Genomic DNA, 26,885 nt, shown 5'->3' with positions numbered 1-26,885 from the left:
CTGTGAGCGCGGGCGCGGCGGCCGAAGCCGTGCTGGACCGCGACTTCCGGGGCGTTGTCGGCAACTCCTTCGACGTCCCGTCGGGCGGGAGCTCGCGGCTTTGGCTGCGGTCCGTCCCGGCCGGGCCGGTCCCGGAGCGGACGGCGGGGCATCCGCTGTCGCTCGGGCCGGACGCGCGTGCCCGTCTGGGTGGCGCGATCCGAAGGCTGCTGGACACGGCCGGCCTGGCCGGTGTGTCGGACGCGGTGCGTCTGGCGGTGCTGGTGCTGGCGTCGCGTACGCCGTCGGAGACCGGTGTGGTGGAGATCTATACCTCGGAGCTGGGCCGGTGGATCGGGGCGTCCGCGTCGTACACGGCCTCCGAGGTGGTGCCGGTGCTGCGCCGCTCGGGCGTGGTGTCCGTGGAGACGGTGGAGGGCGAGTACGGCCAGGACGACGGCCTGGAGTGCAAGGTGCTGCCGCTGTGGGCGGCTCAGGGCGTCGTCGGGCACCCGCTGAACCTGGCGAAGAAGGAGTTCGCGACGCTGCAGCGGCTGGTGGAGGCAGTGATGGCGCCGGGCTGGAAGCACCGGGGTGGCCGGGTCACTCCGGCCGGGCTGATCGGTACGCGTACTGGTCGGGGCGCGGCGACGGACCGCCTGGCGCTGCTGCTGCTGGTGCTGGAGGCGCGGGAGACCGGGCGGGTGCGGCAGTGCGGTGGGAGCGTGGATACCAAGCGCGGCCGTGCGGCGGCGACGGTGGCCCGGCTGCTGGGGTGCACGGCGTCGGCGGGGGAGCGGGTGCTGGAGCGCCTGGAGGACCGGGAGCTGGTGCTGCGGGTGCGGCTGAAGACGGGTTCGGGTCTGCGCAGCCGGTCGCGGCTGATGGTGCCGGCGGTCGCTGCCGCGCACGGCCGTATGGTCGCCGACGACGTCCAGGAGGACCGTGCGCAGGCCCCGGAGCCCGGGTTTTCAGACCCCGATATTGCGGCAGGGCCTGGTGAGGCGCCGGAGACAGCGACGGAAGCCCAGGTCAGCGGGGGGCCGGTGACGGATGTGACGGGAGTTGCAGAGCCCGACGTTGCGGCAGCCCTTCACACTGATCACCCTCACCTGGTTACTCCCGTCTGTCCCCCCGCTTTCTCTGGTGGCTTTTCCGGCGAAGGCCGTCGTGGGTCCGGTGATCTGCCGGACGGCGCGTGCGTGCACGAGAACGGCGGCCCGCTGCGCGGGGAAACGCCGAAGGAGCCCCAGGTCGACGAGCAGGAGCAGGTGGGGCAGCGGGCTGCGAAGGGAAAGGCGCCGCAGCAGAGGCCGATGTCCCTTCCGGCTGATCTTCGTCTGCGGGTAGCGCTGGAGCCGGTCTCCTGGCTGTGGGCGCGGCTGTCGGGCTGGCAGCAGCAGCAGGTCGAGACCGCTGCGCAGGCGGAGTTGGAGCAGCTGAAGGGTCTGTTGTCGCAGCCTGACGGTGCGCCGAAGCTGCTCGCCGACCGGCTGGGCGCCCGACTCCGCGAAGTCGGCGGCGAGGCCCTGATCCGCCAGCCGTTCGGCTGGCTGACCCGGCGCGGCCTGGTACAGCGTCAGTCCTGCACCGACCCGCGCTGCGACGACGGGATGCGGCTGGACACCCGCGGCGACTGTGAGAACTGCGGCAACGTCATCGACCTGCGGCGCGCCCGCCACCGATCGGTCGCCGCGCAGGTCGACCGGCAGCTGCCGCACCTGACTCCCGGCGAGCGCCAGCAGGTCCTCGAGGAACGGCTGCGTGAGCAGGCCGCCACCCACGCGCAGGCCCTGGAGCGCAGGCGCGAGCGGATCACGGTGGAGCGCCAGCAGGCCGCGGCCGCGCACGCCGCCCGCCTCGCCCGCCAGGAGCAGAAAGACGCGGCGGCCGCGGCCGCCCAGGCCCTGCGGCAGGCGCAGCCCTGCCAGGCCTGCGGCGCGCCGGACGCAGCCGGGCACTGCACGACCTGCGCGAGCCGGGAGAGCACCGCACGCCTGCTGCGCGACGCCGTCGACCTGGCCCTCGCCGCGCGCACCGACGTCACCGACCCGGGCGAGGTGGCCGGGCTGCTCACGCGGTGCACTGCCGACACCCGAGCCCTGCTCACCCGCACCGCAGGGGGCGATGACCCGGCAACGCTGGCCCAGGCTGAGGAGCAGGTGGCGCGCCGTATCCGCCTTGAGCGCAGGCGCACCGCCGTGGCGCGGCTGAGCCGGTCTGCGGTGGCAGTTGAGGCCGGGGACGCGGCCTACGCCGCGCACCGTGAGCGGTTCCCGCTCGCCCCCAAGCACGACGCGGAGCAGGCCGCCCTCGCGGCCGAACAGCGCACAGCCGAGCAGCTGCTCAACGAGCGCCTGGACCAGCTCACCGCCCACCACGAAACGGAGCTCGCCCATGCCTAACCGCAACCTGGACTTCGGCAGGTTCGGCGCCCAAGGCATCAAGGGTTACCAGGCCGTCGCCCGCCAACTCGATGCCCTGGCCGGCTTCATCGCCACGCCCGTCAGCCAGCGCCGCGGGCTGCTGGCTCGCCTGCGCTACCTCACCCGCAGCGACCGGGCCCGGGCTGCGGCCCGGGCGGCCGGCCTGACCGCCACCGAGCGCACCATCCAGGCATGGCTGGACGGACGGCGCTCACCGTCGAAGGCGAACCTGGCGCGGATCGACGACGCCTACCGGCAGGTGCGCCGGCAGAACGTGGCCCGGCATCTGGCCGCCCGCCTCAACCGCTCCGGGCGCGGCACCCGCGTGGAGATACACCCGCTCAACCAGGCTCAAGTCCCCCGCCCCCAACAACGCGTGATCGAGCACCGCACCCTCAACGTCCGGCACTGGGACGGCCTCGTGCAGGCCTGGGCCGACGGCGACGACCAGGCCCTGGATGCCGCCTGGGTCGACCACGTCGTCGACCTCGGCTCCCAGTGGGGCCAGTACGAGCACGTCACCAACATCGGATTCGCGGCGTGATGGGAAGCCGACCAGGAATCCGCCTCTCCAGGATCACTGACCCCCTGGTGTTGGGGGCATTACGTAGACAAGTTCAGGCCTTTTGCTTCTTACACAGACTCACTCTCCATCGGCCTGACCTATCTACCCTCACTCATCCTCACCGGCTGGAACTGGAGTGAGGGCACAAAGTGTCAGTCGCCGGACTCTGCGGGGAGACCGTCGTCCAGGACGATGCGGATGGTCTCGCCTTGTCCGGTGACGTCGGTGAGTTCGGCCGCAATGCGGTTGTAGGTCGTCATGGCCAGTGCCCAGTCACCCTGCAACGGCGTGGCAGTGGAGCGGGTGTTCCACAGCTCGATGAGCAGGGCGATCAGGGAGCGTCCGGACAGGACGGTCTGGACGCGGCCCTCCTTGATGTCCTCCACTGAGGGCGGGGTGCGGAAGTGACTGTGGTCGACAGCCAGGGCGGTGAGCCACTCCCAGGTATCGCGGTGTGCGATCAGTTCAGCGGACGCCACCCCGGCAGCCTTCAGCAGTAGGACGCCGTGGGCGACCTGCGGATCCTCCCCGCCGACGGAGGTCTGCGGCGTGGCAGCAGATTGCTGGCCGGGCGAGGTGCCGGTGCCCTGGTAAGCGGCCTCGATGGCGCATTTCAGCACGAGGTCTTGGTCCTCGCCGGTCTCCGGCTGGGGCGGGTGCCCGGTGTTGTCCATAGTTCCCCCCTGGGAGGCGGTGCCGGTTGAGACGGACGGATGGCTTTCGGCGCTGGCAGACGAGCCGTAGCCGGCCTCGGGTTCGGGCGGCTGCGCAGTCGGCTCGGGACGGGCCTGCGTACCCTCGCCGGGCGTGCCATTTGGCCTCTCAGGGGCGGTTGGCTGCAGGACGTCGATGAGGTCCAGGAGCTGGCGGAGTTCACCGCGCGTCTCATTCAAGTCGCTGATCATGCGGTCCTGGCGGCGACGGACCTCACGGTTTTCCTCCCGCAACCCGGTGACGCCTCCCTGGAGCTGTTCCAGGATCTTCAGGCGGCTCTGCGCGACGTCACCGTGCAGGGCGGTCAGTCCGACCGTCGGGTCTTCGAGACGATCGAGACGTGCGAGTTGCAGGCGTATCGCCTCCAGTTCCTTCATGGCGTCGCCGAACGCTTCTTTCCACCCCACGTGACCCCCTGATTACTCCGGGCATGCGACCGCCCATACCTCCCCACCCGGACTTGAGGTAACGCGACGGTTTCTAGCCCTTCCCTGGCCGCAGTCGGGCGGCCGTTTGACCATGAGAAACCCCGCAATGCGGGGTGTGTGCCTACAAAGTGACCCAACTTGTGGTAGTTGCGAGGGCTCGTACGCGGTCAGAAACCGGTAACGAGTGGAGCGGTCGACGCCGAGGTGCCGGGCGATCGGCGTGGTCGCGTCGCGGCGAGGTGGCATCGGGTGCCGCCCGTCTGGTCGTTGAACATGCGAACGCCCGCGGCCTGTCACACAGGCAGGATCGAGAAGCTTTTCGATCAATTTCTGTCATTACTGAGCGCAACATGTCTGGCGAAGGGTTGCGTGCCGGAATGGGGCCCGGTCTGCACCGGCAGATTTATGTGCCGACCGTGGTGCGCGGTGGCTGAGTCTGGCCTCCGTGCGGCTGTTCTTGCACCAAGTGCCTTGTCAGGTGGGTTGTGCACCGGCGGGGGCTGGCGTGGGGTGGCGATTACGAGGGAGCCCGCGTGACCTCTACGTGGGATGCATCACATCACGATTCGGAGCGGAGCGTCAGCCGCAGGTCACACGCTGTGTAACTGAATGGAAGATCGCATTCCGCTTATCCGGTATGCCCATCGGTTAACTCTGAGCGCCTCGCGATCGGTTCTATAGGCACAACGCGACGACGCGTTCGCAGACGCATCCGTATCGACGGAACCTGCGCACACATCAAGGAGAACCCCGTGAGGCTGAACCGCCTCGGGCGCCGGGAGGACTACCGCACCCCGCGCTCCTACCGCGCAGCGACCGCCATCGGCGCAACGACGCGCCGTCCCACCCCCCGCCTCAGCCTGGTCCATGCAGACAGGCGCCGGCAGAGCTGCACCCCGCGTGCCGCGTCCGGTACGGGAACGATCCGGCAGGAGGGGCCACGGTGAGCGACGCCGACGCGTTCGAGGAGGGCCACGTCTCCTACCCGGGACACGACGCCTCCTTCGACCGGTTCTTCCGGGAGAACAAGGACACCCTGCTGCGCTACCTGGTCGCGCAGACCCGCACCGTCTATGACGCGGACGAGATCCTGATGCGGGCCGCCCTGCGCGTCTACCAGCGGTGGGCCTACATCGAGGCGAGCGGCAACGCGATGGGCCTGGTCCGCACGATCGTCTACGGATTCCTGGTCGACCACTACCGTCAGCAGGCCCGCGCCGCAGGCCGCGAGATCCTCGCCGACGACGTGCAGCCCTACATCACCGACGGCGGCAGCGTCGACGAACTGCTCAAGCAGCGCGGCTACGACGAGCTCTACGACGCCATGGCCACGCTCGAGCGCACCGCGCCCGTACAGGCCCGCTGCATCCGCATGTACTACCTCGAAGGCCTGACCATCGCCGACATCGCCCAGCGCACCGGTTCCACCGCCGCCGCTGTTCGCGCCAACCTCCACAAGGGACGCCGGCATCTGCAGCGTCTGCTCCGCCCGACCAGGAAAGAAGGAGACCAGTGACCAGCCACCCTCTGGACGGTCCCAAGGCTACGGCGGCCCAGCCCGACGACGCCGACGTCGAGGAGATGCTGCGTGCTGAAGCGCGCGCCGTCGACGACATGGTGTTCACCCACGACACCGACGACTTCATGCACCGCCTGGCCCACCGCATCGCCGAACAAGCTGCCCGCCCACCGCGGGTGCGCCGCGCCGTCTTCGATGCCGATGACGGCGCCGTCGAAGACGGCCGGGGCCGGGAGGCACCCCTCCCGCCCCCGGCGCAGCCACCTGCCATCGCCCGGCACGACATGGCCCGCCCTCGCAGCCGCCGAGCACGCCGCAAGCGCCCGACTCCCCTGATGCGTCGCGAGCTTCTCTCCAGCCCCCCGGCTACCCGTGCCTACCTGCTCGGGGCGTGTGAGACCGTCCTGTGCAACGCCGAGGACACCCATCTCGAGCTGTATGAACGCGACGGTGCCCGCACCTTCGCCTGCATGCTCTACCTGCTCGGCCGCCGCCACAGCGCCGTCTTCTGGTGGGGTTTCGCCGCCGGCGCCGACGACGCCCTGGCCGCACATCTGCTGGCCACCCACTACGCCATCGACGACACCACCCTCAAACAGGCTCGCATCTGGCGCTGGTACGCACGCTTCCTCGGCTACCGCGGCCGCCGGCACCTGCCCCAGCTGGTCCAGGACTGCGACCGGCCCCGCGAACGGATCGCCAGCGAGCTCGCCACCAACTACCCCTGGCCGACGGACCTGCGCACGTTCATCGACCAGCCCCTCCCGCTCGACCTGTTCCGCCTGTGCAGCCACTGACCCAACCGTCCCGCGCCCCGACACCACCACCATCACCACTGGGAGATCGGTATGTCCGAATCGCTCGCCCCATCCGAACCACCCCCCTCCACCGCCCGGCAACGGCGCCGCACCGCGCGGGTCGTGCTGGCCCACCTCGTACGAGGCCTGGCCTACGGAGCGGGCACGGCCGTGATGGGCCTGCTCGCCTACTGGGCACAGCAGTACCTCTGAACGCCGCAAGAGCGCGGGCCGTGCCGGTGTGGGCGGTTGCAGTGAACACCGGCGCGTGCCGCGGACGGCGGATTAGGGTGCGGGGACATGGATGCCGAGCAGATGACCAATGATGACCATCTCCGGGCCCTAGCCGCGCTGGAGGCCATCGTCCAGAACGATGACAGTGCCCTGGAGGTTCTGGCAGGCGCCCCGCAAGAGGAGCGGCTGGCGGCGCTGCTCGCCGCATACGGGAAGCATACGCTCGAGCGCGTCCTGCTCGCCGTGTTCGGTATCGAGGCCACCATGACCCGTGACGCGTTCGGCCCACGCCTCACGGAACTCAACGGCGATCCGATGGCACGCATCGTCTTCCTTCTGAACGACTCCCTGCACCACCAGGCCGTCCTCGCCGGCGACGACCTCGTCACCGCCAAACGGATCGGCGGATCCATCCTGCTCGCGATCCACGCCTTCACCGACGCGGACAATCAGGACGCGTTGACCCTGCTGCGCGCCCTGTGCAACGAGGCCCTCCAAGCCGACTGAACTGCCCCCTGCGGTCTCCCGCCCGCGTGCCGTGAGGGAGTTTGACTGCTGACCACACCACTCACCATCCGGTTCGGCAACCGTGCACGGCGTCCCGGGTTGTTCCCCGACCGGTGCCCCACGGGCCCGCCCCTGCCAGGAGTAGCGCACCCACACCGGCCGGAGAACACGCTCCAGCCTAGAGGCGGCGAGATCACTCCCTCGGTGCGGATGCCCCTCACCCAGCCGTACTTCACGGAATGCGGCACCCGCGCCGCGGGCCCGCGGGCCGATATCGCGGTCGTTCAAGCCACCCAGGTTCCTTTCTGAGCCGGACGCATTAAGGGCCTGCTACAAACAATCAGCGGGCCGCCGAAATCTCGCTCTGGCGGCGGCCCGTTCTGAAATCCGTCCCGCGAATCGAGACCGCTGATGACCAGGATCTGGCCCCCCGGGGTCGCCGCCCGCCGGCCCCTCGCGCCACATACCGCCGCGGTACGGGAGCCGGTCGATCCGGCCCGCATCGGCCGGCGCGTCGTGCGCCGGCGGGCGAGAGGTATGGATGCCGTCGCCGTCGCGGCCGCCCTCGCGGACGCACGGTTCGACGCGCGGTTCGACGCGCGGCAGGCGTCCCGGCACGAGGCCCTGGCCGATGACGTCCGGGGCCCGGCGGAGCTCGCCGAGTGGGAGCGCATCGACCAGCTGCTCGCAGCCGCACCTGCGGGCAGCGTCTATGACCCGGACACCGACGTCGTCGTCCAGGCCGAGCTCGCCGCCGACGCCGCGGCCGCCGCCGCGCGCGAGGCCGACCTGCGCGCGGCCGCGCGGATCGCGGCCCGCGCCGACGAGGTCCAGGCGCTGCGCGAGCTCGGCACGCTGGAACAGACCGAGCCCCGCGCGGGTGACGAGGTGGTGCGCGAGGAGCTGACCCGGCGAGCCGGCGGCTACGCCCAGGACGACGTCGACGGCTGGCTCGCCCACGCCCTGGCCGCCCGCCTCGGTCACTACCGTGACCCCGACGCCCGCCAGGCCGCCGCGGGCCTTCTGCCCACGCCGGTCCTCGCCCACGCCGCGCTCCTCACCGAACTGGCCCGCCTGGTCCCCAACGCCGACGCCGACGAGCTGGCGTTCGCCGCGCGGCTCGCGACCGCGGACCCCCACGCCACCGGCGCGCTCGCCTCACTCCTCACCCGCGTCCGGCCATAAGCTGCGGCGGCGTGAACCTCCCAGCTCTGTCTCAGCGTTGCTCTGCGTTACCTCCCAGCTCTGGGACAGGGCTGGGACACGCTGGGAGGTTCACGCGAGGAATGCCGTAAGTACTCCAAATGTCTGGGACATAGGACACGTGTTTTCCCAGGTAGACAGAGAGCTGGGAGGCAGCTGGGGCATCTGGGAGCCAGAACGGCGCTTCCGCCACTTCTTTCACTGAGGGTTACAGACTGGGGGAGAAGTCCGTACCCGTGCCTAATGGCCCCGTTAGGGCCTGTCTCTTTGGTCAGCTTCGGGTCCAGATCAGGATCGCTGCGAAGGCGGTGTGCCGCCCACCAGTCTGCGTTCCCTGAACGAGAATCCGGTTGCCTGGCCTGACAGTTCGTCCGCAGACTCGCGATCATGATGTCTCATGCACGTGCCCTGACTCTCGAACGCTTCCGGTGGATCGGTGGCCACGCCGACGTCTGGCAGATTTTCCGCGACTCCCAGGCGCTCGCCGCGGTGGTCCGCGGGCTGGCCGGGCCGTTCCGGGACGACTGCGCCACGGCCGTCTACGGCATCGAGTCGCGGGGATTTTTGCTCGGCGCGGCGGTGGCCGTCGAGCTCGGCGTCGGCTTCGTGGCAGTACGCAAAGGCGAGGGGATCTTTCCGGGAGAGAAGGTCACCCGGCGCAGCGCCCCCGACTACCGGGGCACTCGCCAGGAGCTGCGTCTACAGCGGGCGGCGGTGGGCCCCGGGGAGCGGGCGCTGCTGGTCGACGACTGGATTGAGACGGGCAGCCAGGCGTCGGCCGTGCGCTCGATGGTCGAAGAGTGTGGCGGGCAGTGGGCCGGCTGCTCCGTCATCGTCGACCAGACGTCCCCGGCCCTGCGGGCGGATCTGGGTGTCCGCAGCATCGTCACCGCTGCCGAACTTCCGGCTTGGGACGGGCAATCCTGATACGCAGTCAACCGCGTCCCCCGTGGTGACACCGTCAGGCCCGCAGCCCTCGCGCGGGCCTGACGTGCGCCCGGCCCGGGTCGGTCGGCGCGGTCGTTGTTCACGTTCCGTCTCGTGTCCCACGGCTCGCCTTGCCTGACCGGCGTCCCTTCCAGCAGCATGGCGGGGGCTGGCACTCCGACGAGCAGGGCGACCGTCGGCACGCGGTCTGGGTACCGCAGTACCCGGAGCGGCCCGTTGGCAGACGGGCCGCTCACCTGCGCACGGCGCCAAACGACCGACGCCCCTGGCGTGCAGGCCCCGGGGGGCTTGAGGTGCGCGTCGGGAAGTCTGTGAGTTCGCGCCCGGAATATGTCGAAGGTCCCAGATATCTGTGAGGCGAGATCCCTGTTTTCCCAGGTAGACAGACTCCTATGAGGTGAGCTGTGGGTCTGTGAGGCGCAGCGTCACTGGCCTCTGACAGGTGGTCTCGACCGTGTGCCAGGTGAGTTTGATCAACGGGGAGACCACAGGCCAGGCGGTCGTCTACAGGCCGACCCAGCCGTACAGGCGCGGGTGCCGGGTTTCCGCTCCGCACGGGTCGTAGTCGCCCGGGCGGAGCGCGGTATCGGAGTCCCATCGGGGGTCAGTGCTCACGCCGGGGCTGGGTGCTGGGCCGTTGAGCGGCACGTACCGGCCCTCGTACTCGATGTCGCCTTGGGACTTGGTGTCGGCAGGGTCGTAGCTGGACCCGTAGGGGCCGGAAGACAGGGTCAGCCCTTCGTTGGGGCAGGCGCCGCCGACGGGCTGTACGGCCCACCAGGCGAACAGGCACAGGCCCGCGATAGTGCCGAAGGTGGCGAGCTGACGGCGCGGGGTAGATATGAGAGACGAGGTCACCCCGGGATGGTACGGACCAGCATCGCGCCCGCGTGTGAGCAGGGCCCACAGGGCTGGCCCACGTCAGTCGTCCTCCCTGCCCATGCTCTCGAAGGTCTCGCGCATCAACTGGTCGATGGTGCCCGGCTTGCCGATGAGGGGGTCGAAGAGGTCCGCGAGCAGCCACAGCACGAAGCCGTGGACCATCGCCTCCTTCGGCTCGATCACCCCGAACCGGTCGCGCCACGCCACGGTGTCCATACCCATCGCGGCCGCCATCAGGACCCCAGTGGCCATCGGCACCTGCTCAGGGTCGACCATCTCGAAGGTGGGCAGCTTACGCATCACTGCCGGGATGAGGTCACTCAGCGGATCGAGAGGCTTCCCGCCCCCGGGCGGCTGAGCGATCAAGTAACCGGTCAGCACCCCCACCAAGAACACCGCGCCCCGCGAGACCTCCTCACGCCCCACGGAATCCATCGCAGCCTTCACCCGCTGCTGCGCCTCCCGGCGCTCCGCGTCGGGCGTCCGCTTCTCCAAGACCCGATAGCTGTCCCACGCCGCACGGACCGCCTCATCCACCACCACGCCGTCGCTGCTCATACAGGCGACCGTAGGCGAGCCGACGCGATCCGCGCAGGCACTGGGGCAACAGAAGCCGTCACGACTTGTCAGCCGCACGAGCCGTCTCTGACAGGCGGGTGTCAGCCCACTACCCGCAGGTACTCACGCCCGCGGCCCTGTGCCTCATCCTCTTGCTCAGCCAGCCGGTAGATCTTGACCTGCGCCACCCGGCCGGCTTGCTCAAGCCAGCCCAGAGAGACCAGTTCCTTACGGGTTCGGGAGAACGACGGCGTCGTCATACGCACGGTCTCTGCCAGCTCGGTCGCCCGGGTCATGACGGAGCCGTCCGGCTGTTGTGGCACGGCCGCGTAGAGCAGGACGACCAAGCGCTGGTTCGGACTCAGCACACCGCCGGTGCGGCGGAGCAGGTCCAGCCTGGTCGTGGAGGCCGGGCGCAGCGGACCGCCTCGGACCGTGCAGCGCAGCATTTGCATGGCGCTGACCGGCCACTGCCTGTCCCGCACCGACCCGGCCTGCAACGCCATCCTGGAGCTGCTGTTCCATCTGGTGGAGGAAGTGCTCTACGAGTTCAGCGGAGCCATCAGGCAGGGCTGAGGCTGCCGGCGCAAGGCCTTCGGCACCCTCGACGGGAAAGGCTGGTAAAGGGGATGCTCAAGGCGACCTGCACCGAGCGCATGCCGTCGCCTCGAGGGAGCCCACCATGAGCGTTCAGCAGCACGAGCACGTCCCGTGGACCCAGTTGATGACCGAAGGCCTCAGCGTTGTGCAGAGCAGCTACCTGGAGCGCTACCGCGCCTCCCGCAGCGGGGAGTACTACTGCTCCGATGTCATCTGGGGCAACCTTCACGGCCAATTCGACTCACTCGCCGACAAGCTCAATCGGTGAGCCACAGTCACGGACCACAGAAGTTGATCCAGAGCCGCTACCCGTGAACAAGGCCGTGCGTCCCTTTCCTTTCCTCTCGTTCCTGGGTCGCCGATGCCGTCGTCATCGGCTATACCGGCACCCGCGCGCGCACCAAGCGCCTGGCGGTGCGGCTCCCTGATAGCCGCATCGCCGAACACCTACGTCAGCGCCGACGTTGCGCGGGGTGAGCTCGAGGAGCGGGTGGCTCGCCGGATCCGCATCGAGCGCAGCTAGAGCGCTCTGGACTGACTGCGCACCTCGGCGACGGTGATCCAGGTCGGTGATGCCGCTCACGCGGCCCACCGGGCTCGCTCCCCCCAGGCACCGCCGCGGGATGCGGACCAGGCCGCCGAACTAGCTGAGCAGCGCAAGGCCGAGCAGCTGCTCAACGCCCGCCTGGACGCGATCGCCGCGCACCACGAGGTGAGACTCACCCAGCTTGAACTCATCTCCACTTGAGGCGAGTTCGGCGCACCAAGGCATGCGACGGCACATCCCGGGTCTGCTCGGCTACAGCAGAGTCACTCTTTCAGGCAACGCACTTTGCGTGTTTGCCTCGGCTGCGCGGTGACGCCGATGATTCTGCGGTCGGCTCGGCGGTCACGCGTGCGTAAGGTACGAAGCGTGAGTGATGCAGGAGAGCCGTGCACGAGTCACGCGCTGGACGGTGTGACGGTGGAGGTGTGCCCCCTGGAGGGCGCCGACCCGGAGCTGGTGGCGATCGGGGAGAGGTACTGGCACCTGGCTGGGTTCTACCCCGACACCAACGTGCCGGCGTGGGGTGAGAAAACCTCAGTGATCGACACCCAGGGCTGGGGCAAGCCCTTGTACGCCGTGGCCGCCGCCGGTGTACGCGCGGTCGTCAGCGGGCGGCAATGCCCGCAATGCGAGGGGCCGCTCAGTCTTTCCTCGCGCACCGCATTTGCTCAGCTACTCGAAGGCGTCGTGCCCGCGTGCGTGAAGTGCACACCGTCCCTCGTCGCCGCTGTGGAAGCTGTGCTCGACCCCCGGCGCAAGGCCAAGCGTGATGCTGCGCGAGAGCGTGCACAGCAGCAGCGGGCGCTGGAGGAGGATCTTGACCGTTGGACGTCGGCACAGCGTGAAGTCATGGCAGAGCGTTACGCACTCGTCTTCCAAGAACAGGTCCCAAGAGCGTCGGTGCGGCAGATGACAGCCGCGCTCGCATTGATGCGTTACGCCCCCGCCACAACGCCCCTGTCCAAGGCCGGCGCCTGGGCCGACCCGTGGTATCCCAACCGCGAGCAGCTCGTACCCCTGCTCGGCGAGCTGGTGCGCGCCGAGTTGCTTCAGATCCATCCTGACAGCCCGCCGTCGGCCATGGTGTGGGAGCCGGAGACTCTCGAGCAGGCAAGGATGGCAGCGGACACCAAAGGCGACGAAATCCCCTCACCGCAGCTGACAGACGACTTCTATCCGCTCAGAGCCAGCTTCTACGCACCGTTCGGGACCAGCGAAGGCACGGGCAGCCAGCGCCTGGATGCAACGATGACGGCGAGGCTTGCTCCGGAGCACCTGACCGCAGGCCAGCACGATGATCTGCTGGCTCTGGCCAGAGAACTGATCGCCGAGGAAGCACTGCGCTACTTCACCGCCCGGCTCGCGGACCTGAATCTTCCCGAAGTGCCGGACCTGCACGTGGAACGCCTTCGCGAGGCCGCGTACCGCGCGGCCGCCCACCGCAATCTCGGTGAGATGTACAACTTGGCCTGGCGGGCTACCCGGGGGGCCGCGGAGGCGGCGCAGAAGAACCCGCGTGCCCCACGCGGTCACATGAGCACGCACGCGGTGAACCGGTTCGAGACCGATGCACAGCGAGCTGCTGCCGACCCGGACTGGGAGCTCAAGCCCTTCGATGAAGTGGCAGGCTGCGGCCTGAGTGCGATGACCAGGACCCTTTTCTTCACGGTCCTGAACCTCGTCCCGACGAAGACCAGTCTGCCCGACATCATCAGAACTCTGCCCGAGCCTGCCGAGACTGACGACGACACACTGTCCGGTTCTTCCGCAACCCACAACGGCACAGAAGACGGCGACGAGGACGAACTGAGCAGCCTTGTTGCCTGGTTGGGGGCAACACCGGACGCCTGGGATCCAGCGTCCGTGACACATATCCTCAGCACGTTGCAGGAGCACGGCGCTGGCATGGAACACGAGGTGGACGAGCGCATCGTGCGCGCTGCCGCTGCTCGGCTGGCACAGCTCGAGAAACGACTGCTGCAGGCCCTGGGAGAGCGGCACACCGCTCTCGCCGTTCTCGTGAGCACATGGTTGCTCACCCATCCGGTTACCAATCCTGTGTCCGGGGAGACAGCACCCGTAGGTGAGATCGTCCACCGCCACCTGGCTCATGCCCTGTTCAACCTGCCGTCAGATCATCAGGACATCTCCCTGTGACCAGTTGAGCCGTCGCCAGTGCATCGCCTGGCGGGTGCGGGTGGCCGCGCTGTCCTGGGCGTCGTGCTGCGGTTCCTGACCGCGTTCTTCGAGGATCCTGAGCGGGGACGGCATCCCGCACCGTGATCATGCAGCAGCACGCGAGGAAGCGGCCAGGGAGAAGGAGGTGTTCCCGCTTCGCTGCCTGCTTCGATCGGGCAGACAAGCCTTCGGATCCAGCCTCATGCTCGGCGCCTGGTTCGGAGCCGATCCGCATCAACCAACTGACGTCAGTTTCACGAGCAGCCGGGGCTGAAGCAAGGTGCAGAGGTCAACAAGGTTCAGCCCCGCTTCAGCCCCGCAGGAAATGTGCAGGTCAGAGCTGCCTCGGCACACCGGGCGGGGCTGACGGGGCTGAACCTTACAGTTATCACCAGCATAGGAGCCTCTCGTGCGCGTGTACGTGAAGGAGCCCCAAATCTCTGTACGGCTCATAACTACAAGGTTCAGCCCCGTCAGCCCCGCACCTGGGATACTGGACACCGCTGACCTGCAGCTTTTTGTTGAGGGGCTGACGGGGCTCAGCCCCTCCCTCCCGGCTGGCAGGCTTTCAGCCCCTTCAGCCCCAGCCCAGTGCGGGGCTGAAGGGGCTGAACTTCCGGCATAGGCGTGTCCCCTCCTAGCAGGCTGCTTTTTGTGGGCTAGGCTCTGTCCTGCGGTCTCGAAAAATGAGCCCCGTCAGCCCCGTAGGGCGCACTGCGTCGGCGCCTTACACCCTCAGAGCACACCGTTGTTGACGATGGGTAAGGACGATCTGGTGTCCGGATCATGCGTGCACACAGGCCCTGCCCGTCTGATCGCTCGCAGCTCTGCTGCCCGTGCCAGGCTTCTGTCCGGCCTGCGGGGATGCTCATGAGCGAGGAGTCCAGCGCCTTCGACCCGAAGCGTGCTGCCGAGCAGATCCGCCAGACAACGCTCGAACTCGGGCTTCCTGAGCAAACCGCGACGAAACTCCCCGCCCAGACCCAGGAGGACCGCCCCCTTTCTGCGCCGCCGACCGACGTGCTGCTGCCCTCCGCGCTGACTGACCGTGGCAACGCCAAGCTCTTTGCCCGCCTGTACAGCGACCAGTTCCGTTACGTCATCGGGATGGGCTGGCACTCCTGGGACACCTACCGCTGGAAACTGATCGGTGGAGACGAAGCAGCAGTCTGGGCCGCGGGGGAGATGGCCGAGCAGATCTCGGACCATGACCCCAGCGGACAGTTCACGCCCAGCAAGCTCGCCGCGCACCGACGGCACTCTGAGTCCACGGCCGGCGTCAAGGCGATGCTGTTCCAGGCGCAGGCCGCTCCGAGTCTGCGCCTCGATCCCAACGTGCTGGACGGCGACATCTATGCGCTGTGCACCCCGGCCGGGGTCGTCGACCTGCGGACAGGAGAGCTGCGTAAGCCGGATCCGTTCACCGACATGCACTCACGGGCCACCAACGTCGCTCCCCAGCAGATGCCGATCCCGCGCTGGGAGAGCTTTCTACTCGATACCTTCGGTGACGATGCCAAGGGCCAAGAGACGCGGCGTTTCCTTCACCTGCTTCTCGGGTACTCGATCACCGGCGACGTCGGCGCGCAGGTCCTGCCCTTCCTCTACGGGTCCGGGGCCAACGGCAAGTCCGTGCTCCTGGAAGTCACCATGCGCATCCTGGGTGACTACGCGAACGCGGCGCCGCCCGGGTTCCTCATGGAGAAGGGCAAGTTCACTGAGCATTCCACCGAGTTGACCGAGTTGCACGGGCGCCGCATCGTGGTGTGCAGCGAGCTGAAGCCCAACGACAAGTTCAATGAGGCCCGCGTCAAGCTCCTGACCGGCGGCGACACCATCACTGCCCGCCGCATGCGCCAGAACTTCTTCACCTTCACGCCCACCCACAAGCTCTGGCTGCTCGGCAACCACCGGCCCGAAGTGGGCACCGGCGGGCACGCGTTCTGGCGCCGCATGCGGATCATCCCCTTCGAACGCCGGGTCCCTGACGAACGCAAGATCGACAACCTGGCCGACGAACTGGTCCGGGACGAGGGCCCGGGCATCCTGCACTGGCTTATCGAGGGCGCACGCCGCTACCTGGCCACCCGCGACCGCCTGCACGGACCGGCCTCCGTACGCGTAGCCACCGCCGCCTACGAGACCACCGAAGACCACGTCGGCCGTTTCATCAGCGAGCGCTGCACCCGGACCACCGACGGACACCCCGACCCCGAGCTGCGCGTCGAGCAGAAACTGCTCTACGAGACCTACGGCCGCTGGTGCTCCGATGAAGGCATCCGCGCCTCAACCCCGCGCGCCTTCGCCAGCCGCATCCGTCAGGAACTGGGCCTCGCCTCCCCCGCCGACATGATCAAAAGCAATGCCGCCAAGCTCTACCCCGGGCTCGGCCTGCTCCCCGAGGAAGCCGCCGACAGCGGAAGCATGACCCGATGACGAGCCCAGAGCCACTGCCCGCTCCCACAAGACGACCGTACGATGGACACAGCGTCCCAGGCTGGCTGCGTGCCAGAAACCATTCAGCCGGCGCCGTACTGCCAGGCCGACCCCCGGCCACCCACACGAAGGAGGGCCGATGAGCGCGCTACCGCAGGAGAGCGACCTTGCTCAGGAAGTCGAGATCGTGTGGCTCGAGGACCCGGCCGACCTCGACTACGTCCGTCAGGCCCTTGACAAGGTCAACACTCGCAGAGGCAAGCCGCGCTACGAGCGCGACGGCCGTCTCATCGGCTACACCAACCTCGGCCCCAAGGCCCCCCGTAGCGCGCACAGCGGCCTGTTCGCCCGCCGCACCTTCTACCTCCTCCCGCACGACCGACCCAACCAGCCCGACGACCCCGACGGCCCGTACAAAGTCGGCTCACCCCTGGAAGCAATCGACCCTTGCACGGTGGAGCCGGGCAAAGTCGGCAGAAAGACGGAACGCTCCCAGCGCACCGCAGAGATAATGCCGACCGGAACCTGACCACTAACGTCAGCATGTGCTCCGCTGCTCGCTGCGGCGGTTATGGGTCGTCATCTCGCAGGGGTTGCATGTTGAGCAGGGGCTGAAGGGGCCGAATGTTCAGGTTGCCGTAGCGTAAAGCGCCCCACCCTGGCTCCGGCGTCAACCGGCACAGCCTGCCGTCTGTGCGACTTCACAACAAGTTGTTGCGCCAAGGCCTCGGCCAGCCGGATGCACCAGCGCCGCAATTGCCCGAGTACCCTCACATTAGGTATCCGCCGACACCGTCACGCGTTAAGCCGGCATGGAGATTCACGAGCCCAGCGTCGCAACCAGTCCCATCCCGGCCAGGATGGCGACCACCGCGGCCTGGAGATGCTCACCTTTGACGAAGGCCACGATCTGCTGCGCCTTCTCCAGGTGATCGCGGGGGAGGGCCTGGAGGAGCTGAGCGAGGAAGCCGACTGGTTCGCACGAGAGATCGCCGCACGGCTCCCCTCTGAGAACTGAGCGGCCGCCGAGTCCGGAAGGATCTACGGCAGCACCGTGCTTGCTCGACGGCAAGGTGCTCACGGGCCGCCGCAGGGGTCGACCGATCGAGGAGCGAAGTTCAGCACCGAACCTCTATGGAACATGACCCCAGCTCAGCGGTGGTGTGCACCACTGCGAAGGGGCTGAAGGGACTGAACTTGCAGGTTGGGCATTAGGTACTGTCCGGCGGATCACGGGCGGAGCCATAAGCGGATAGCTGCTGCGGTCACCGTGCCGTGGAAGACGTAGGCGCGTTTGTCGTAACGGGTGGCGTTCTTGAGCCGGTTGATGGTCCGCTCGACCTCGTTGTGCCGCCGGTAGCGCTCGCGGTCGCACCCGGCAGGTCTGCCACCGGTGCTGCCTCTGCGTCGCCGGTTGGCTTGCTGGTCCTTCGGCTCCGGGATCGTGTGCTTGATCCTGCGTCTTCGCAGGTAGCGGCGGTTGCGTCGGGAGCTGTACGCCTTGTCGCCGCTGACATGATCGGGCCGGGTTCGGGGCCGGCCGCCCAGCGGCCGGGGACCCGGATCCGGTCCAGGACCTCAATCATCTGCGGGGCGTCGCCCCACTGGACCAGCGTGAGCAGGAGAGCCATGGGGCGGCAGACGCCTTCGCCGGTGAGGTGGCGCTGGTGACGGCTCTGCTGCTGATCGCGGCAGGAGTAGTCATCGCGCAATGGGCGCACGTCGGATCTGACGGACGCTCAAAGCGTTCCACAGCCTCTAGTCGCACCCGCTCTCGCGCTGGCCTCTCAGCGTCGGTCAACCCGCCGCCCTGCGCGTACCTCACGGACCCCACAGCTACCGGCACCGCCCGGCCGTCGTCAGGCGAACCACCCCGACATCACCCAATCAAGTTCAGTAGTTGAGACGCCGTAGCACAGACGACCTTGGCCGAGAACCCGTCTATCAGGGGCTTCTTCGATCCGCAGAACCATCTGACTTGCGGCCAGGATCACAAGGTTGGATAGATCTCGCTATCGCTATCAAATATGGGGAAACGGTAGACCTGTGCAGTCTATGCCAATTCACACAGCAATCAGCCTCTTGCGATTGGTTTCGAGGACATGAGAGGATGCTGTGTACAGCGAAGAATTCAAATACCCTCAATCACGCTCGGATTATTATTTCTAGGAGTAGGCGATCGATCCGGAAGGGCGGAATCTATCCCCATCCGTAATATTCGCTTATTAAATACGCCTTCAAAATGTGTGATGTGGTCATTAGCCCTGATTCCGAAGCGATCGTCTGGTGAGGAAGACCTAATGATTAGTCCCGAATATCGAAGCCTCATCCCTGCAACGCCCAGGCATCCGATTATCCAACTTTTAATCGAAGCCAGCAGTAGACGACCTTCAGGATGGGCACTGAGGGATACAGTGCGCGAACTCTCCTATACGGAGCTTTTGCAGGAGGTGCTCGTAGAGGGTGGGCGTCTAGCCAATTTAGGTGTCCACCGGGGCGCACCAGTAATGATTGAGGCAACTCAAAATACGCGATACCTGACGGCGTATTTTGCGGCACTTCACCTCGGCGCTAACGTTCTTCCGTACGATGCATCAACTGGCCCAGAAGAGCTCGAACGTGAAATGGCACGCTATGGCGTATTATTTTACCTGGTTCCTGGCGATTCGATTAAAGTATCCAAGCTTAGCGGTCTCTCGCCGCATTGTATTCCGTATCTGGCCGAACTCGACGACGGCAGCTGTGTCCTCCTACCCACGGGAGCCGCCGAGGGGCAACCGAAACGGGCGATACATACTACGGAGGGACTCATCGGGAATGCATCCGCATATGCAAACTCCGTCGGCCTCAATGCTGACGATGTGACAATGATAATGATTTCACCGACATTAGGAATTTGCCACACTGGCCAAATTCTGGCACACATGTTAGTTGCGGGAAGAATTGCATTTTCATCCAATATGATATCGCCTGATGATTTGGTCCGGGAGATGCAGGATGTAAGAACCACAAATGTCACACTCTTGCCCGACCTGCTGGGTGACGCAATGTTGAACGCCTTAGCCAGGGTGCCTACGCTCCGTCAGATTTCCATCGACGGCACCGCAAGCACGAAAGAATTTTTGCCGCACCTAGCAAGTCGAATGAAAGAAGTGGATATAGTGCAGACTTGGGGCGCATCAGGGTGCGGACCAATTCTCACGGTGTGGCTGGCCGGGCGTGACCCCTTGTCGCCCGGATGTGTCGGCACACCCGTAAGGGGGGTCGATATGGAAATCCGCTCTCCTAAAGCGAAAAATAGGGAGTTTGAAGAAGATGGAAGTGTAGGGGAGCTCTGTGCCCGTACCTCTTATGCGATGCACGGCTACTTGTCCGGAGATGAGGCTGATGGAGATGTTTCTACAGAACCCGAACTGATTCGTACGGGATACTTGGGATACGCGGACAATGATGGTCGGGTGTACGTGAAGCCACAGTGAGAGTTCGATCGGTACTACCGGAAAAATCCGGAAAAGGAATCGAAGAGAATTTGAGGTTGAACCGGTGACACCGCCCGTGGTAGGTCGACACCTGGAACGGCTCGCTACTTGGGTTATGCGCTGATGCCACAACCCCGGTATGGCCACGACGCGTTTGCGCCTGACAGATGTGCGCGGCCACAGGCGGTGGTCAGCTCAGCTACGACCCGCTGATTCCTGCGCGCCACTCACGCAAACGCCACCGCCAACAACAATGCCTACGTCGTTGCGGAGTCCAAAGCGCGGGGGCTGCCCACTCGCCAGATGTAAATAATCGTCCCATACCGTGCGCGAAGTTGAACTATATATTGCAGCAAAGATCAACCTACTGCGAGGAGATTAGCGTGACCCATGTCCAGGCCGAGCTTGAGAGCCAGCCCGGGTGCTGGAAGCGCGCAGCCGAGTTGGCGGCCACCTGGTCCGCCGTACTCCCAGCACCCGGAGAGCGGGTGGCCATTGTGGGATGCGGAACGTCACGTTTCATGGGCGAGGCCGTTGCCGCACTGCGCGAAGCGGCGGGCCAGGGCGAGACGGATGCTTTCGCGGCATCAGAGTTCCCTCACACACGACACTACGACCAGGTGATCGCGCTGAGCCGGTCGGGGACCACGACCGAGGTGCTCGATGTACTGGTCAAGGTGCGCGGGCGGTCCCGGACGACAGCCGTGACCGCGGACCCGCGGGCGCCTATCATGGACGCGGCGGACGACGTCATCGTCCTTGAATTCGCCGACGAGAAGTCCGTCGTACAGACCCGGTTCGCCACCTCGGCTCTCACGCTCCTTCGCGCGCACCTCGGTATGCACTCCGACTCCGTCATCTCAGACGGACGCCGCGCACTGACGGAAACACTGCCAGCGGCGCTTACCGAAGCCACGCAGTTCAGCTTCCTGGGGCAGGGCTGGAGCGTTGGTATGGCCCAAGAGGCCGCACTGAAGATGAGGGAAGCTTCGCTGTCGTGGTGCGAGGCCTACCCGGCATTGGAGTACCGCCACGGCCCAATCAGTGTCACGACGCGGTCCACGGTGACCTGGATGTTCGGCGTTGCCCCAGCCGGCCTCGCTGAACAGGTCCGCGCCACTGGGGCCACGTGGATCGAGGGACCGCTCGACCCGCTCGCAGAACTGGTCCGCGCCCAGCGACTAGCCGTCCAACTCGCCGCTGTCCGTGGCCTCGACGCCGACAACCCGCGCCACTTGAGCCGTTCCGTCATCCTTGACAGTGCGTGAGCCAGTCACAGCGCGCGAGCAAAATCCCGCGCGTCGTGCCCGGCGCACCGGCAACCCACCAGCGTATAAACACTGTCCTTCCTGTGTTGCGTCGTTGCATTTTGTCCTCTGCTAACACGACCGCACCTGACGGACAACTTTCCTCCCACCGGGAGCAGTGCAGGATGTGCTCCTTGCGGTACCTGACCGGCCTCAGCGCCCCAGCTACGCAACGCACGTTCACCAGAAATCCAACTCGAACCGATCACACCGAGGCGGACTGCATGAATCAGACGAGCGCCAAAGATATCTACTACGCGGTTTCTGACTCACGTATGGAGCGGGGGAAAGGGATATACCTTTATGATAGTGACGGGAATGGATACATAGACTGTGCCTCGGGGAGCTTCAATCTCTCCCTGGGCTATTCGCACCCTGCGGTGGTCGAGGCCATCAAGGAGCAGGCGGACCAGCTGATCCACGCTAGGTCGGGATTCCAACACCCTCTCATCAACACGCTCGCCTCGAGGTTAGTTGGGCTCGCCCCTAAGAGCATCACTAGCGCGCATCTCAAGGTGACGGGTGGCTCCACGGCCAACGAGGGCGCCATACGGATGGCGCAGCGGGCGACCGGGCGCAGGGACATCATCACGCTCTTCCGAAGCCACGTCGGACAGACCATGACGATGGCAAGTCTTTCTGGCAACGCGTTTCGCAAGGCGAGTGTCCCGTTTCCCTCGGACACTGGCACTCAGGTCCCTGATCCGTACTGCTACCGCTGTTTTTACGGCCAGCAGAGGGAGAGCTGCGGACTCATGTGTGTCGACCGGATCGACGACTTTATCGAGTTCGCGAGTAGCGGCAGCGTGGCTGCAATTCTCGTCGAGCCCATCTCGGCAAACGGCGGGAACATCGTCTCTCCGGAGGGATACTTCGGAAAACTTCGTGATCTCTGCGATCAGCATGGCATCAAGCTCATTCTTGACGAGCTCCAGACGGGTATCGGCCGTACCGGTCACATGTTCGCCGCCGAGTATTTCGGAGTCGAACCCGACGGCATGACCCTTGGCAAGGGGCTCGGTGGATCGGGGGCTCAGGTGGCGGCCATCCTGGCCAGTGACGGACTTTCGGGTCTGCCGGCCGATGATCACTCCTTCACGTTCGGGGCCAATATCATGTCTGCGGCTGCCGCCGTCGCGACGCTTGACGTCATTGACGATCCGGCCTTCCTGGCGAACGTGCGACGTACGGGTGCGCTCATCATGGAGCGCATGGAATCCCTGAAATCCGATTTCTCCTGCATCGGTGATGTCCGCGGCGTCGGCCTGATGATTGGTGTGGAAATTATAGACGCGGACGGTAGGGAGAACGCAAAGCTCACCAATCATCTAGCTGACAAAGCGATGGAGTTCGGTTTGATCATCCGTACTTCCCGGAACGGTCTGGGGAATGTACTCAAGTTCAGGCCTCCGCTGATCATCACTGCGGATGAAGCAACGCTCATGTGTGACAGATTCGAGGCGCTGATGCGCGCGCACGGTATGTAATTATATTCTCCGCGAAAGAGGAAAATGAAGAAGCTTCTTGGTTTCCGTGATTTTGGTGTCGATGTGCTAGTAAAGCTCGGCGGCAGTTTGATGAAAGACGTAGATGCTGCGCGCGAACTCGGAGAGGAGCTTTCACGACTGGCGAAGACGAACCGGGTCATTGTGTTCCCCGGTGGTGGAGAGATCGACAACTACATCGAGGAAATCGACCGTACGCTTCACTTTCCTCCAGAAATTCACCATCAGGCCTGTGCACGGGCGCAGGATCAGACTGGGCTCATGTTCTCCCACCTCTGCCCCGATTCCGAGGTTTTTACCCGGCCCGTGGAGCTTGAACCCATCCTCGACGCTGGGCACGCCGCGATCATGCTACCCATGCAGCAGATCATCGATTTGGATGTCTTCGAGAAGACCTGGGACATTACTTCGGATTCCTGCGCGGCGTGGTTCGCCAAGTTCTTCGACGCGAGCAAGTTCGCCATCATGACCAACGTCCCCGGTATCTATCGTCCTGGAGACGAGACGAAGACTTATCTCACCAGCGTGGACACGGCCGAAGCGATCACGATGGGGCACACCAGCATCGACCAATGCCTTGCTCCGTACCTGGAGGAGGCTGACCTGACCTGTACCGTGCTGCACGGTCACGACATCGAGAGCGTCGTCGGATGGTTCGAGGGAGGGGCGTTCAAGGGAACCACTGTGTATCCGGTCGCCAACAGCTCGCGTGGCTCGGCATGAGCGGGTCGTGCGCCGACATGGTCCAGTGCGGGGACGCCGGCCCGTTCACCGCGAGTCAGAAGGACGCCTTCGTATTGTTCGCGCCCGACTCGGTCGCCAGTGGAACGTACGTCGATGCCCTGGCTTATCTGAATGGGATGGGGATCGGGCTCCATGGATTCCGTTGGATTAAGGTGACCAACAGTCAGGTTGCCGAACTCTACGGGTCCAACCGTATGGGCACGGACAGTGCTGAGGACATCCTGGTGGACAGGCTGTTCACCAGCGGGCCTAGTCTCGCTTGCTGGCTGACGGCGCCGCATTTTTCGGGCCCATCACTCGTCGACACCCTTCGCGTCCTGAAGGGACACAAGGACCCAGCGGAATGCCGTCCTGGGCACCTTCGGCATCTCCTCGGTGCAGAAAACACCGTCATGAACTGCATGCATTCCAGTGACTCTCTTGCCCATGCTGTGAAGGAACTACAAATCCTGGGTGTTTCGTCCTTTGTTCGCGGGGAGGTGGCGCCGAATCAGGACTCGGACGCCCCGACCCCGGAAAGGGAATTCCCCAGTGCGCTGTGGGTCGCCTGTCGGGTTTTTGCTGAGGCCGTGCACAGTCTCTGCGGCGCTGTTCCTAAAGGCTACGCAAAATGGCAGGAGCAGGGTGCCGCCCTCGCGCGCATGTCGACCAAGCCGGAGGGCGTCCTGACGGAGTTGCAGCAGATTTGGGGGCGCCAGGCCGAACTGGTCGAGCTCGCCGTGGGAACCGCCGAGGCAACGGCTCTGCGGCGGGTGGCATCGATTTGTTCGGCGTCCTTTAACGCAGACGACGTCGCCGAGGCCATACGTCCGCTCGGTCTGGCCCTCTCCCCCTGGGAGGACCTCATCTTGCGATGCCAGCAGTTGCGCGGTCCGCTGCCGCAATGGATCGGCCCCCGGAACACTCACTCTGGAAGGATCATTTGTGACGTCATTCGCAGTCGCCGTGGACCTGGCACACAACATCCTGGCCAGGAGTGATCACCGTGGTAGGGCCGGTCTGACCATGAACCTCCCGGCCGAGAGCCGTACCATCGTTGCCTTCGCACTGGGTGGTACACCCGCAGACGAGAACTCGCCGCAACATGTCTCGGAAACGGCCCTAGATGAGATCCTGAGCCTCGCCCGGAGGCGTGCTTCCGGAGTTCCCATCTGCCGGATCGTGGGTTTCGAGGACTTCCTCAGCAGCAGTTACGAAGTGGCTTCGGGCGTTATCGTGCCCCATCCGGCCAGTGAGCTGCTTGTACTGATCGCCGCAGATGAGATCCGGGAGCGGAGTCGGCCTAGGGCGATTGAGGTCGGGCACGGTGTCGGGCAAGTGGCGATCGAACTCGCCCGTCTTTTGCCCTCTGTGTCTATCACTGCATCGGAAGTCAGCCCAATCGCACAGGAAGTCGCCCGTAGAAACGCCAACCGTATTCTCGGCGAACGCCGGGAGCAGGTAGAGTTCGTCCTGGCGCGGGAACATGCCGATGTGCTGAGTCCCTTCATCGGCGTACCGCCGGTGGATATCATCGTTTCCAACCCTCCTCGCCTCAGTGCGGACGACAGCGTGAGCGACGAGATCCGGCTGGATACGGATGACGAAGCCCTCTACGGGCCCGGTGGGGCGGCTGACCACTTCTATCGAGTATTTGCGGAGCAGGGGAAGCGGCTGCTTACCGAAAATGGAGCGGTCGTCGTTGAATTCTCGAAGTCAAGAGACTGGCAGATTGCGCACTTTGAGAAGAACGGATGGGAGGTGGAGATCTGGGATCGAGAGACTCGTTCCGCGCGGGACGCGGACGCTCTGCTCCGGCCCATGACACCGACCGGTCACCGGGTCCTGGTTGCACGTCCGATATGACAGGGTCGCTCTCGTTATATGCCTGAAACAGCACCAACCGGGTACGAATGGGAAAGCCCGTCGTATCCGGGTGGTCGCTTCATCGATTGCGAGATAGCCAGTTCATCAGCAGCGGTGTCACGGCCATCAGATCGCCACCGTCCACCGTCAGCGAGGCCCTGTCGCGCGCCTGTTGGTCCGCGTTGTAGGCGATACTGAGGCCGATTGCGTCGAACAACGGAAGGTCCGATCGGCTGTCACCGATGGCGGCGCACTGGGATGGGCTGAAGCCGAGGTGCTTCGCATAGCGCAGCGCGAAGTCGCGTTTACCAAATTCGTCGAGGGGTGCCTGGACTCGGCCAGTGAAAGACCCGTTGACGCATTCCAGTTCAGGTCCGCAGTACGCCGCGAATGCGAACCTCTTGCTAAGATGTCTTCCGATCGGTTGCCAGGCCAAGGTCGCCAGTACCGGCAGAAGGCGATGTGCGCGACACCACTCAACCGTTTCTGCAATCCCGTCGACCAGCGGCAGTTGAGTAAGCCAGCCGTCGATTTCCTCTTCGGTGTGGCCCGCCCACGCGAGAGCGTCGGCCGCCGCGACTTCAGGGTTGGTCAACAGGCCGGCCGCATAGGCCGCTTCGGCCTTCGTCATCTCCCTTTCCGTGCCGAGGTAGCGGGCCACGTGGACAGCGGAGCCGGGAGCCGGTACGAGGGTTCCGTCGATGTCGACGAATACTATCCCGCCCCATTCCGATAGATCGGAAATGTCCTCCCACGCGTCGCCCTCAACACGCATTCCTGCCCCTTCCGGTCGTGTCAATTACTTCGTCAGGGAGGCGGGTAGGACACCGTGCTACCAACGCCGCTTCGCACCCGCCAGGTTACAGGGGGCGAGGTACATGTTTCCGTGATGTGCAGCAGATAGCCGCTCCAACGCGTATGGCGCCGGGCGGGAAGCCCGTCCTTGTCGGTGCGCGGCGGTACGCGCCTACGGGCATCGACGAAGTACTGCTGCGGCAGAGAGCAGCGCTTCGAGTGCGGGTACGGTTGCCCGGTCAGATGCGTGGCAGCGACTGCGGTCAGCTGAGTGATAGGGTGTCTGGGCCGGGAGCACAGGTGCACCGGGCGCCCGTACGGTTCGGCCCACTTGGCGGTGAACAACGGATCTAGCAACTCAGGTGCACCTCGCTGGTCACCGATGCGATCGAGATGGCCGCGGCTGCCCCCGGCGGCCGGGCCCACGGCGTCGTCCTCCACACCCATAGGGGCACAACACAGCACGGCCGCCTTCGCCAAGGTGTGCCGCAGGCACGGCATCCGCCGCAGCATGGGCGGGTCGGCTCGGGCTACGACAATGCTGTTGCCGAGTCGTTCTTCCAGGGCCGCAGGCACGAACTGCTCTACGAAGGTTAAGAACGGCTAACACAATGACCTGAGTTGTCGGTGGGTGATGAGGCAGCAGGCCAGTTTGAGGAACGCTTCGTGAATGTCGGCTCGGCGTTCCC

The 26,885-nt window shown here is 65.7% G+C and carries 26 protein-coding genes and 3 pseudogenes; 22 read left to right on the top strand and 7 right to left on the bottom strand.

Translation table 11 applies throughout. The features are described from left to right. The first annotated feature begins 2 nt into the window (after positions 1–2). A complete protein-coding gene (locus ABZY33_RS21875) occupies positions 3–2,384 on the top strand; it encodes a hypothetical protein (RefSeq protein WP_356493292.1) in 2,382 nt (793 codons plus the stop codon). After that, entirely contained in the window at positions 2,377–2,949 is a 573-nt protein-coding gene (locus ABZY33_RS21870) for a transcriptional regulator (protein WP_356493291.1), read from the top strand. The genes ABZY33_RS21875 and ABZY33_RS21870 overlap by 8 nt, the downstream gene beginning before the upstream one ends. Positions 2,950–3,122: 173 nt before the next feature. On the opposite strand, the gene ABZY33_RS21865 is transcribed toward ABZY33_RS21870, so the two are convergent. After that, positions 3,123–4,061: a hypothetical protein gene (locus ABZY33_RS21865; protein ID WP_356493290.1), complete on the bottom strand. Its 939-nt coding sequence runs from the start codon at positions 4,059–4,061 to the stop codon at positions 3,123–3,125. A 994-nt stretch (positions 4,062–5,055) separates the two neighbouring features. On the opposite strand from ABZY33_RS21865, the gene ABZY33_RS21860 reads away from it, so the two are divergent. The 6 genes from ABZY33_RS21860 (at position 5,056) to ABZY33_RS21835 (ending at position 9,299) form a co-directional block, all read left to right on the top strand. Next, a complete protein-coding gene (locus tag ABZY33_RS21860) occupies positions 5,056–5,628 on the top strand; it encodes a sigma-70 family RNA polymerase sigma factor (RefSeq protein ID WP_356493289.1) in 573 nt (190 codons plus the stop codon). Then, positions 5,625–6,428, top strand: a complete 804-nt coding sequence (locus ABZY33_RS21855; RefSeq protein WP_356493288.1) for a hypothetical protein — start codon at positions 5,625–5,627, stop codon at positions 6,426–6,428. Before ABZY33_RS21860 ends, ABZY33_RS21855 begins: the two co-directional genes overlap by 4 nt. A gap of 51 nt (positions 6,429–6,479) precedes the next feature. Continuing rightward, the gene (locus ABZY33_RS21850; protein ID WP_356493287.1) at positions 6,480–6,641 is read left to right on the top strand and encodes a hypothetical protein; all 162 of its coding nucleotides are present in this window, start codon (positions 6,480–6,482) and stop codon (positions 6,639–6,641) included. An 87-nt stretch (positions 6,642–6,728) separates the two neighbouring features. Continuing rightward, positions 6,729–7,169: a hypothetical protein gene (locus tag ABZY33_RS21845; RefSeq protein ID WP_356493286.1), complete on the top strand. Its 441-nt coding sequence runs from the start codon at positions 6,729–6,731 to the stop codon at positions 7,167–7,169. A 411-nt stretch (positions 7,170–7,580) separates the two neighbouring features. After that, on the top strand, positions 7,581–8,354 hold the full coding sequence (locus tag ABZY33_RS21840) for a hypothetical protein (RefSeq protein ID WP_356493285.1): 774 nt from the start codon (positions 7,581–7,583) through the stop codon (positions 8,352–8,354). A 405-nt stretch (positions 8,355–8,759) separates the two neighbouring features. Next, on the top strand, positions 8,760–9,299 hold the full coding sequence (locus tag ABZY33_RS21835) for a phosphoribosyltransferase family protein (RefSeq protein ID WP_356493284.1): 540 nt from the start codon (positions 8,760–8,762) through the stop codon (positions 9,297–9,299). A gap of 525 nt (positions 9,300–9,824) precedes the next feature. On the opposite strand, the gene ABZY33_RS21830 is transcribed toward ABZY33_RS21835, so the two are convergent. The 3 genes from ABZY33_RS21830 to ABZY33_RS21820 all read right to left on the bottom strand — a co-directional run bounded on the left by ABZY33_RS21830 (position 9,825) and on the right by ABZY33_RS21820 (position 11,107). After that, positions 9,825–10,178: a hypothetical protein gene (locus ABZY33_RS21830; protein WP_356493283.1), complete on the bottom strand. Its 354-nt coding sequence runs from the start codon at positions 10,176–10,178 to the stop codon at positions 9,825–9,827. Between the two features lie 63 nt (positions 10,179–10,241). Then, positions 10,242–10,760, bottom strand: coding sequence for a hypothetical protein (locus ABZY33_RS21825; RefSeq protein ID WP_356493282.1), 519 nt, complete (start codon positions 10,758–10,760; stop codon positions 10,242–10,244). Positions 10,761–10,861: 101 nt separating this feature from the next. Then, on the bottom strand, positions 10,862–11,107 hold the full coding sequence (locus ABZY33_RS21820; RefSeq protein ID WP_356493281.1) for a replication initiation protein, RepL2: 246 nt from the start codon (positions 11,105–11,107) through the stop codon (positions 10,862–10,864). An 88-nt stretch (positions 11,108–11,195) separates the two neighbouring features. On the opposite strand from ABZY33_RS21820, the gene ABZY33_RS21815 reads away from it, so the two are divergent. The 7 genes from ABZY33_RS21815 to ABZY33_RS21785 all read left to right on the top strand — a co-directional run bounded on the left by ABZY33_RS21815 (position 11,196) and on the right by ABZY33_RS21785 (position 17,539). Beyond that, a complete protein-coding gene (locus ABZY33_RS21815) occupies positions 11,196–11,336 on the top strand; it encodes a hypothetical protein (protein ID WP_356493280.1) in 141 nt (46 codons plus the stop codon). Positions 11,337–11,442: 106 nt separating this feature from the next. Further along, positions 11,443–11,628 carry a hypothetical protein gene (locus ABZY33_RS21810; protein WP_356493279.1) on the top strand — a complete coding sequence of 62 codons (186 nt, stop codon included), beginning with the start codon at positions 11,443–11,445 and terminating at the stop codon, positions 11,626–11,628. 288 nt (positions 11,629–11,916) lie between these two features. Next, on the top strand, positions 11,917–12,108 hold the full coding sequence (locus ABZY33_RS21805) for a hypothetical protein (protein WP_356493278.1): 192 nt from the start codon (positions 11,917–11,919) through the stop codon (positions 12,106–12,108). Positions 12,109–12,273: 165 nt separating this feature from the next. Further along, positions 12,274–14,064 (top strand): hypothetical protein, encoded by a 1,791-nt coding sequence (locus ABZY33_RS21800; RefSeq protein ID WP_356493277.1) that lies wholly within the window; start codon positions 12,274–12,276, stop codon positions 14,062–14,064. Positions 14,065–14,949: 885 nt separating this feature from the next. Further along, the gene (locus ABZY33_RS21795) at positions 14,950–16,521 is read left to right on the top strand and encodes a phage/plasmid primase, P4 family (RefSeq protein WP_356493276.1); all 1,572 of its coding nucleotides are present in this window, start codon (positions 14,950–14,952) and stop codon (positions 16,519–16,521) included. Positions 16,522–16,660: 139 nt separating this feature from the next. Further along, positions 16,661–17,050, top strand: coding sequence for a DUF6009 family protein (locus ABZY33_RS21790; protein ID WP_356493275.1), 390 nt, complete (start codon positions 16,661–16,663; stop codon positions 17,048–17,050). Positions 17,051–17,260: 210 nt separating this feature from the next. Beyond that, positions 17,261–17,539 carry a DUF6417 family protein gene (locus ABZY33_RS21785; RefSeq protein ID WP_356493274.1) on the top strand — a complete coding sequence of 93 codons (279 nt, stop codon included), beginning with the start codon at positions 17,261–17,263 and terminating at the stop codon, positions 17,537–17,539. Between the two features lie 212 nt (positions 17,540–17,751). Here the strand turns inward: ABZY33_RS21785 and ABZY33_RS21780 are convergent. Further along, positions 17,752–18,182, bottom strand: a pseudogene (locus ABZY33_RS21780) (transposase); the annotation flags it as partial. Positions 18,183–18,623: 441 nt separating this feature from the next. On the opposite strand from ABZY33_RS21780, the gene ABZY33_RS21775 reads away from it, so the two are divergent. From ABZY33_RS21775 to ABZY33_RS21750, 6 genes are all read left to right on the top strand, one after another. After that, positions 18,624–20,000: an AMP-binding protein gene (locus ABZY33_RS21775; RefSeq protein WP_356493273.1), complete on the top strand. Its 1,377-nt coding sequence runs from the start codon at positions 18,624–18,626 to the stop codon at positions 19,998–20,000. A 383-nt stretch (positions 20,001–20,383) separates the two neighbouring features. Further along, positions 20,384–21,268, top strand: a complete 885-nt coding sequence (locus ABZY33_RS21770; protein ID WP_356493272.1) for an SIS domain-containing protein — start codon at positions 20,384–20,386, stop codon at positions 21,266–21,268. Between the two features lie 263 nt (positions 21,269–21,531). Then, the gene (locus ABZY33_RS21765) at positions 21,532–22,794 is read left to right on the top strand and encodes an aspartate aminotransferase family protein (RefSeq protein ID WP_356493271.1); all 1,263 of its coding nucleotides are present in this window, start codon (positions 21,532–21,534) and stop codon (positions 22,792–22,794) included. A 24-nt stretch (positions 22,795–22,818) separates the two neighbouring features. Beyond that, positions 22,819–23,535, top strand: a complete 717-nt coding sequence (locus ABZY33_RS21760) for a hypothetical protein (protein WP_356493270.1) — start codon at positions 22,819–22,821, stop codon at positions 23,533–23,535. Continuing rightward, a complete protein-coding gene (locus ABZY33_RS21755; RefSeq protein WP_356493269.1) occupies positions 23,463–24,536 on the top strand; it encodes a nucleoside-diphosphate kinase in 1,074 nt (357 codons plus the stop codon). Before ABZY33_RS21760 ends, ABZY33_RS21755 begins: the two co-directional genes overlap by 73 nt. Beyond that, complete coding sequence (locus ABZY33_RS21750) at positions 24,481–25,401, top strand: methyltransferase (protein ID WP_356493268.1); 921 nt, start codon at positions 24,481–24,483, stop codon at positions 25,399–25,401. The genes ABZY33_RS21755 and ABZY33_RS21750 overlap by 56 nt, the downstream gene beginning before the upstream one ends. Positions 25,402–25,480: 79 nt before the next feature. Here ABZY33_RS21750 and ABZY33_RS21745 read toward each other — a convergent pair whose 3' ends face one another. After that, a complete protein-coding gene (locus ABZY33_RS21745) occupies positions 25,481–26,176 on the bottom strand; it encodes a haloacid dehalogenase-like hydrolase (protein WP_356493267.1) in 696 nt (231 codons plus the stop codon). A 386-nt stretch (positions 26,177–26,562) separates the two neighbouring features. Between ABZY33_RS21745 and ABZY33_RS21740 the strand changes: the two are divergent. After that, a pseudogene (locus ABZY33_RS21740) lies at positions 26,563–26,784 on the top strand (IS3 family transposase); the annotation flags it as partial. A 15-nt stretch (positions 26,785–26,799) separates the two neighbouring features. On the opposite strand, the pseudogene ABZY33_RS21735 reads toward ABZY33_RS21740, so the two are convergent. Beyond that, positions 26,800–26,885 (bottom strand): annotated as a pseudogene (locus ABZY33_RS21735) (IS5/IS1182 family transposase); the annotation flags it as partial.

It is taken from the genome of Streptomyces sp. NPDC006552, assembly GCF_040611655.1.
Classification (GTDB): Bacteria; Actinomycetota; Actinomycetes; order Streptomycetales; family Streptomycetaceae; genus Streptomyces.
Note: the sequence above shows the minus strand (reverse complement) of the source record. Positions and strands in the feature narration are given on the sequence as shown.

Coding starts and splice junctions, on each gene's coding strand:
- ABZY33_RS21870 (WP_356493291.1), top strand. CDS start 2,377: ATGCCTAACCGCAACCTGGACTTCGGCAGGTTCGGCGCCCAAGGCATC.
- ABZY33_RS21865 (WP_356493290.1), bottom strand. CDS start 4,061: ATGAAGGAACTGGAGGCGATACGCCTGCAACTCGCACGTCTCGATCGT.
- ABZY33_RS21850 (WP_356493287.1), top strand. CDS start 6,480: ATGTCCGAATCGCTCGCCCCATCCGAACCACCCCCCTCCACCGCCCGG.
- ABZY33_RS21845 (WP_356493286.1), top strand. CDS start 6,729: ATGGATGCCGAGCAGATGACCAATGATGACCATCTCCGGGCCCTAGCC.
- ABZY33_RS21840 (WP_356493285.1), top strand. CDS start 7,581: ATGACCAGGATCTGGCCCCCCGGGGTCGCCGCCCGCCGGCCCCTCGCG.
- ABZY33_RS21835 (WP_356493284.1), top strand. CDS start 8,760: ATGATGTCTCATGCACGTGCCCTGACTCTCGAACGCTTCCGGTGGATC.
- ABZY33_RS21825 (WP_356493282.1), bottom strand. CDS start 10,760: ATGAGCAGCGACGGCGTGGTGGTGGATGAGGCGGTCCGTGCGGCGTGG.
- ABZY33_RS21810 (WP_356493279.1), top strand. CDS start 11,443: ATGAGCGTTCAGCAGCACGAGCACGTCCCGTGGACCCAGTTGATGACC.
- ABZY33_RS21795 (WP_356493276.1), top strand. CDS start 14,950: ATGCTCATGAGCGAGGAGTCCAGCGCCTTCGACCCGAAGCGTGCTGCC.
- ABZY33_RS21790 (WP_356493275.1), top strand. CDS start 16,661: ATGAGCGCGCTACCGCAGGAGAGCGACCTTGCTCAGGAAGTCGAGATC.
- ABZY33_RS21785 (WP_356493274.1), top strand. CDS start 17,261: ATGCACCAGCGCCGCAATTGCCCGAGTACCCTCACATTAGGTATCCGC.
- ABZY33_RS21775 (WP_356493273.1), top strand. CDS start 18,624: ATGAGAGGATGCTGTGTACAGCGAAGAATTCAAATACCCTCAATCACG.
- ABZY33_RS21765 (WP_356493271.1), top strand. CDS start 21,532: ATGAATCAGACGAGCGCCAAAGATATCTACTACGCGGTTTCTGACTCA.
- ABZY33_RS21760 (WP_356493270.1), top strand. CDS start 22,819: ATGAAGAAGCTTCTTGGTTTCCGTGATTTTGGTGTCGATGTGCTAGTA.
- ABZY33_RS21755 (WP_356493269.1), top strand. CDS start 23,463: ATGGTTCGAGGGAGGGGCGTTCAAGGGAACCACTGTGTATCCGGTCGC.
- ABZY33_RS21745 (WP_356493267.1), bottom strand. CDS start 26,176: ATGCGTGTTGAGGGCGACGCGTGGGAGGACATTTCCGATCTATCGGAA.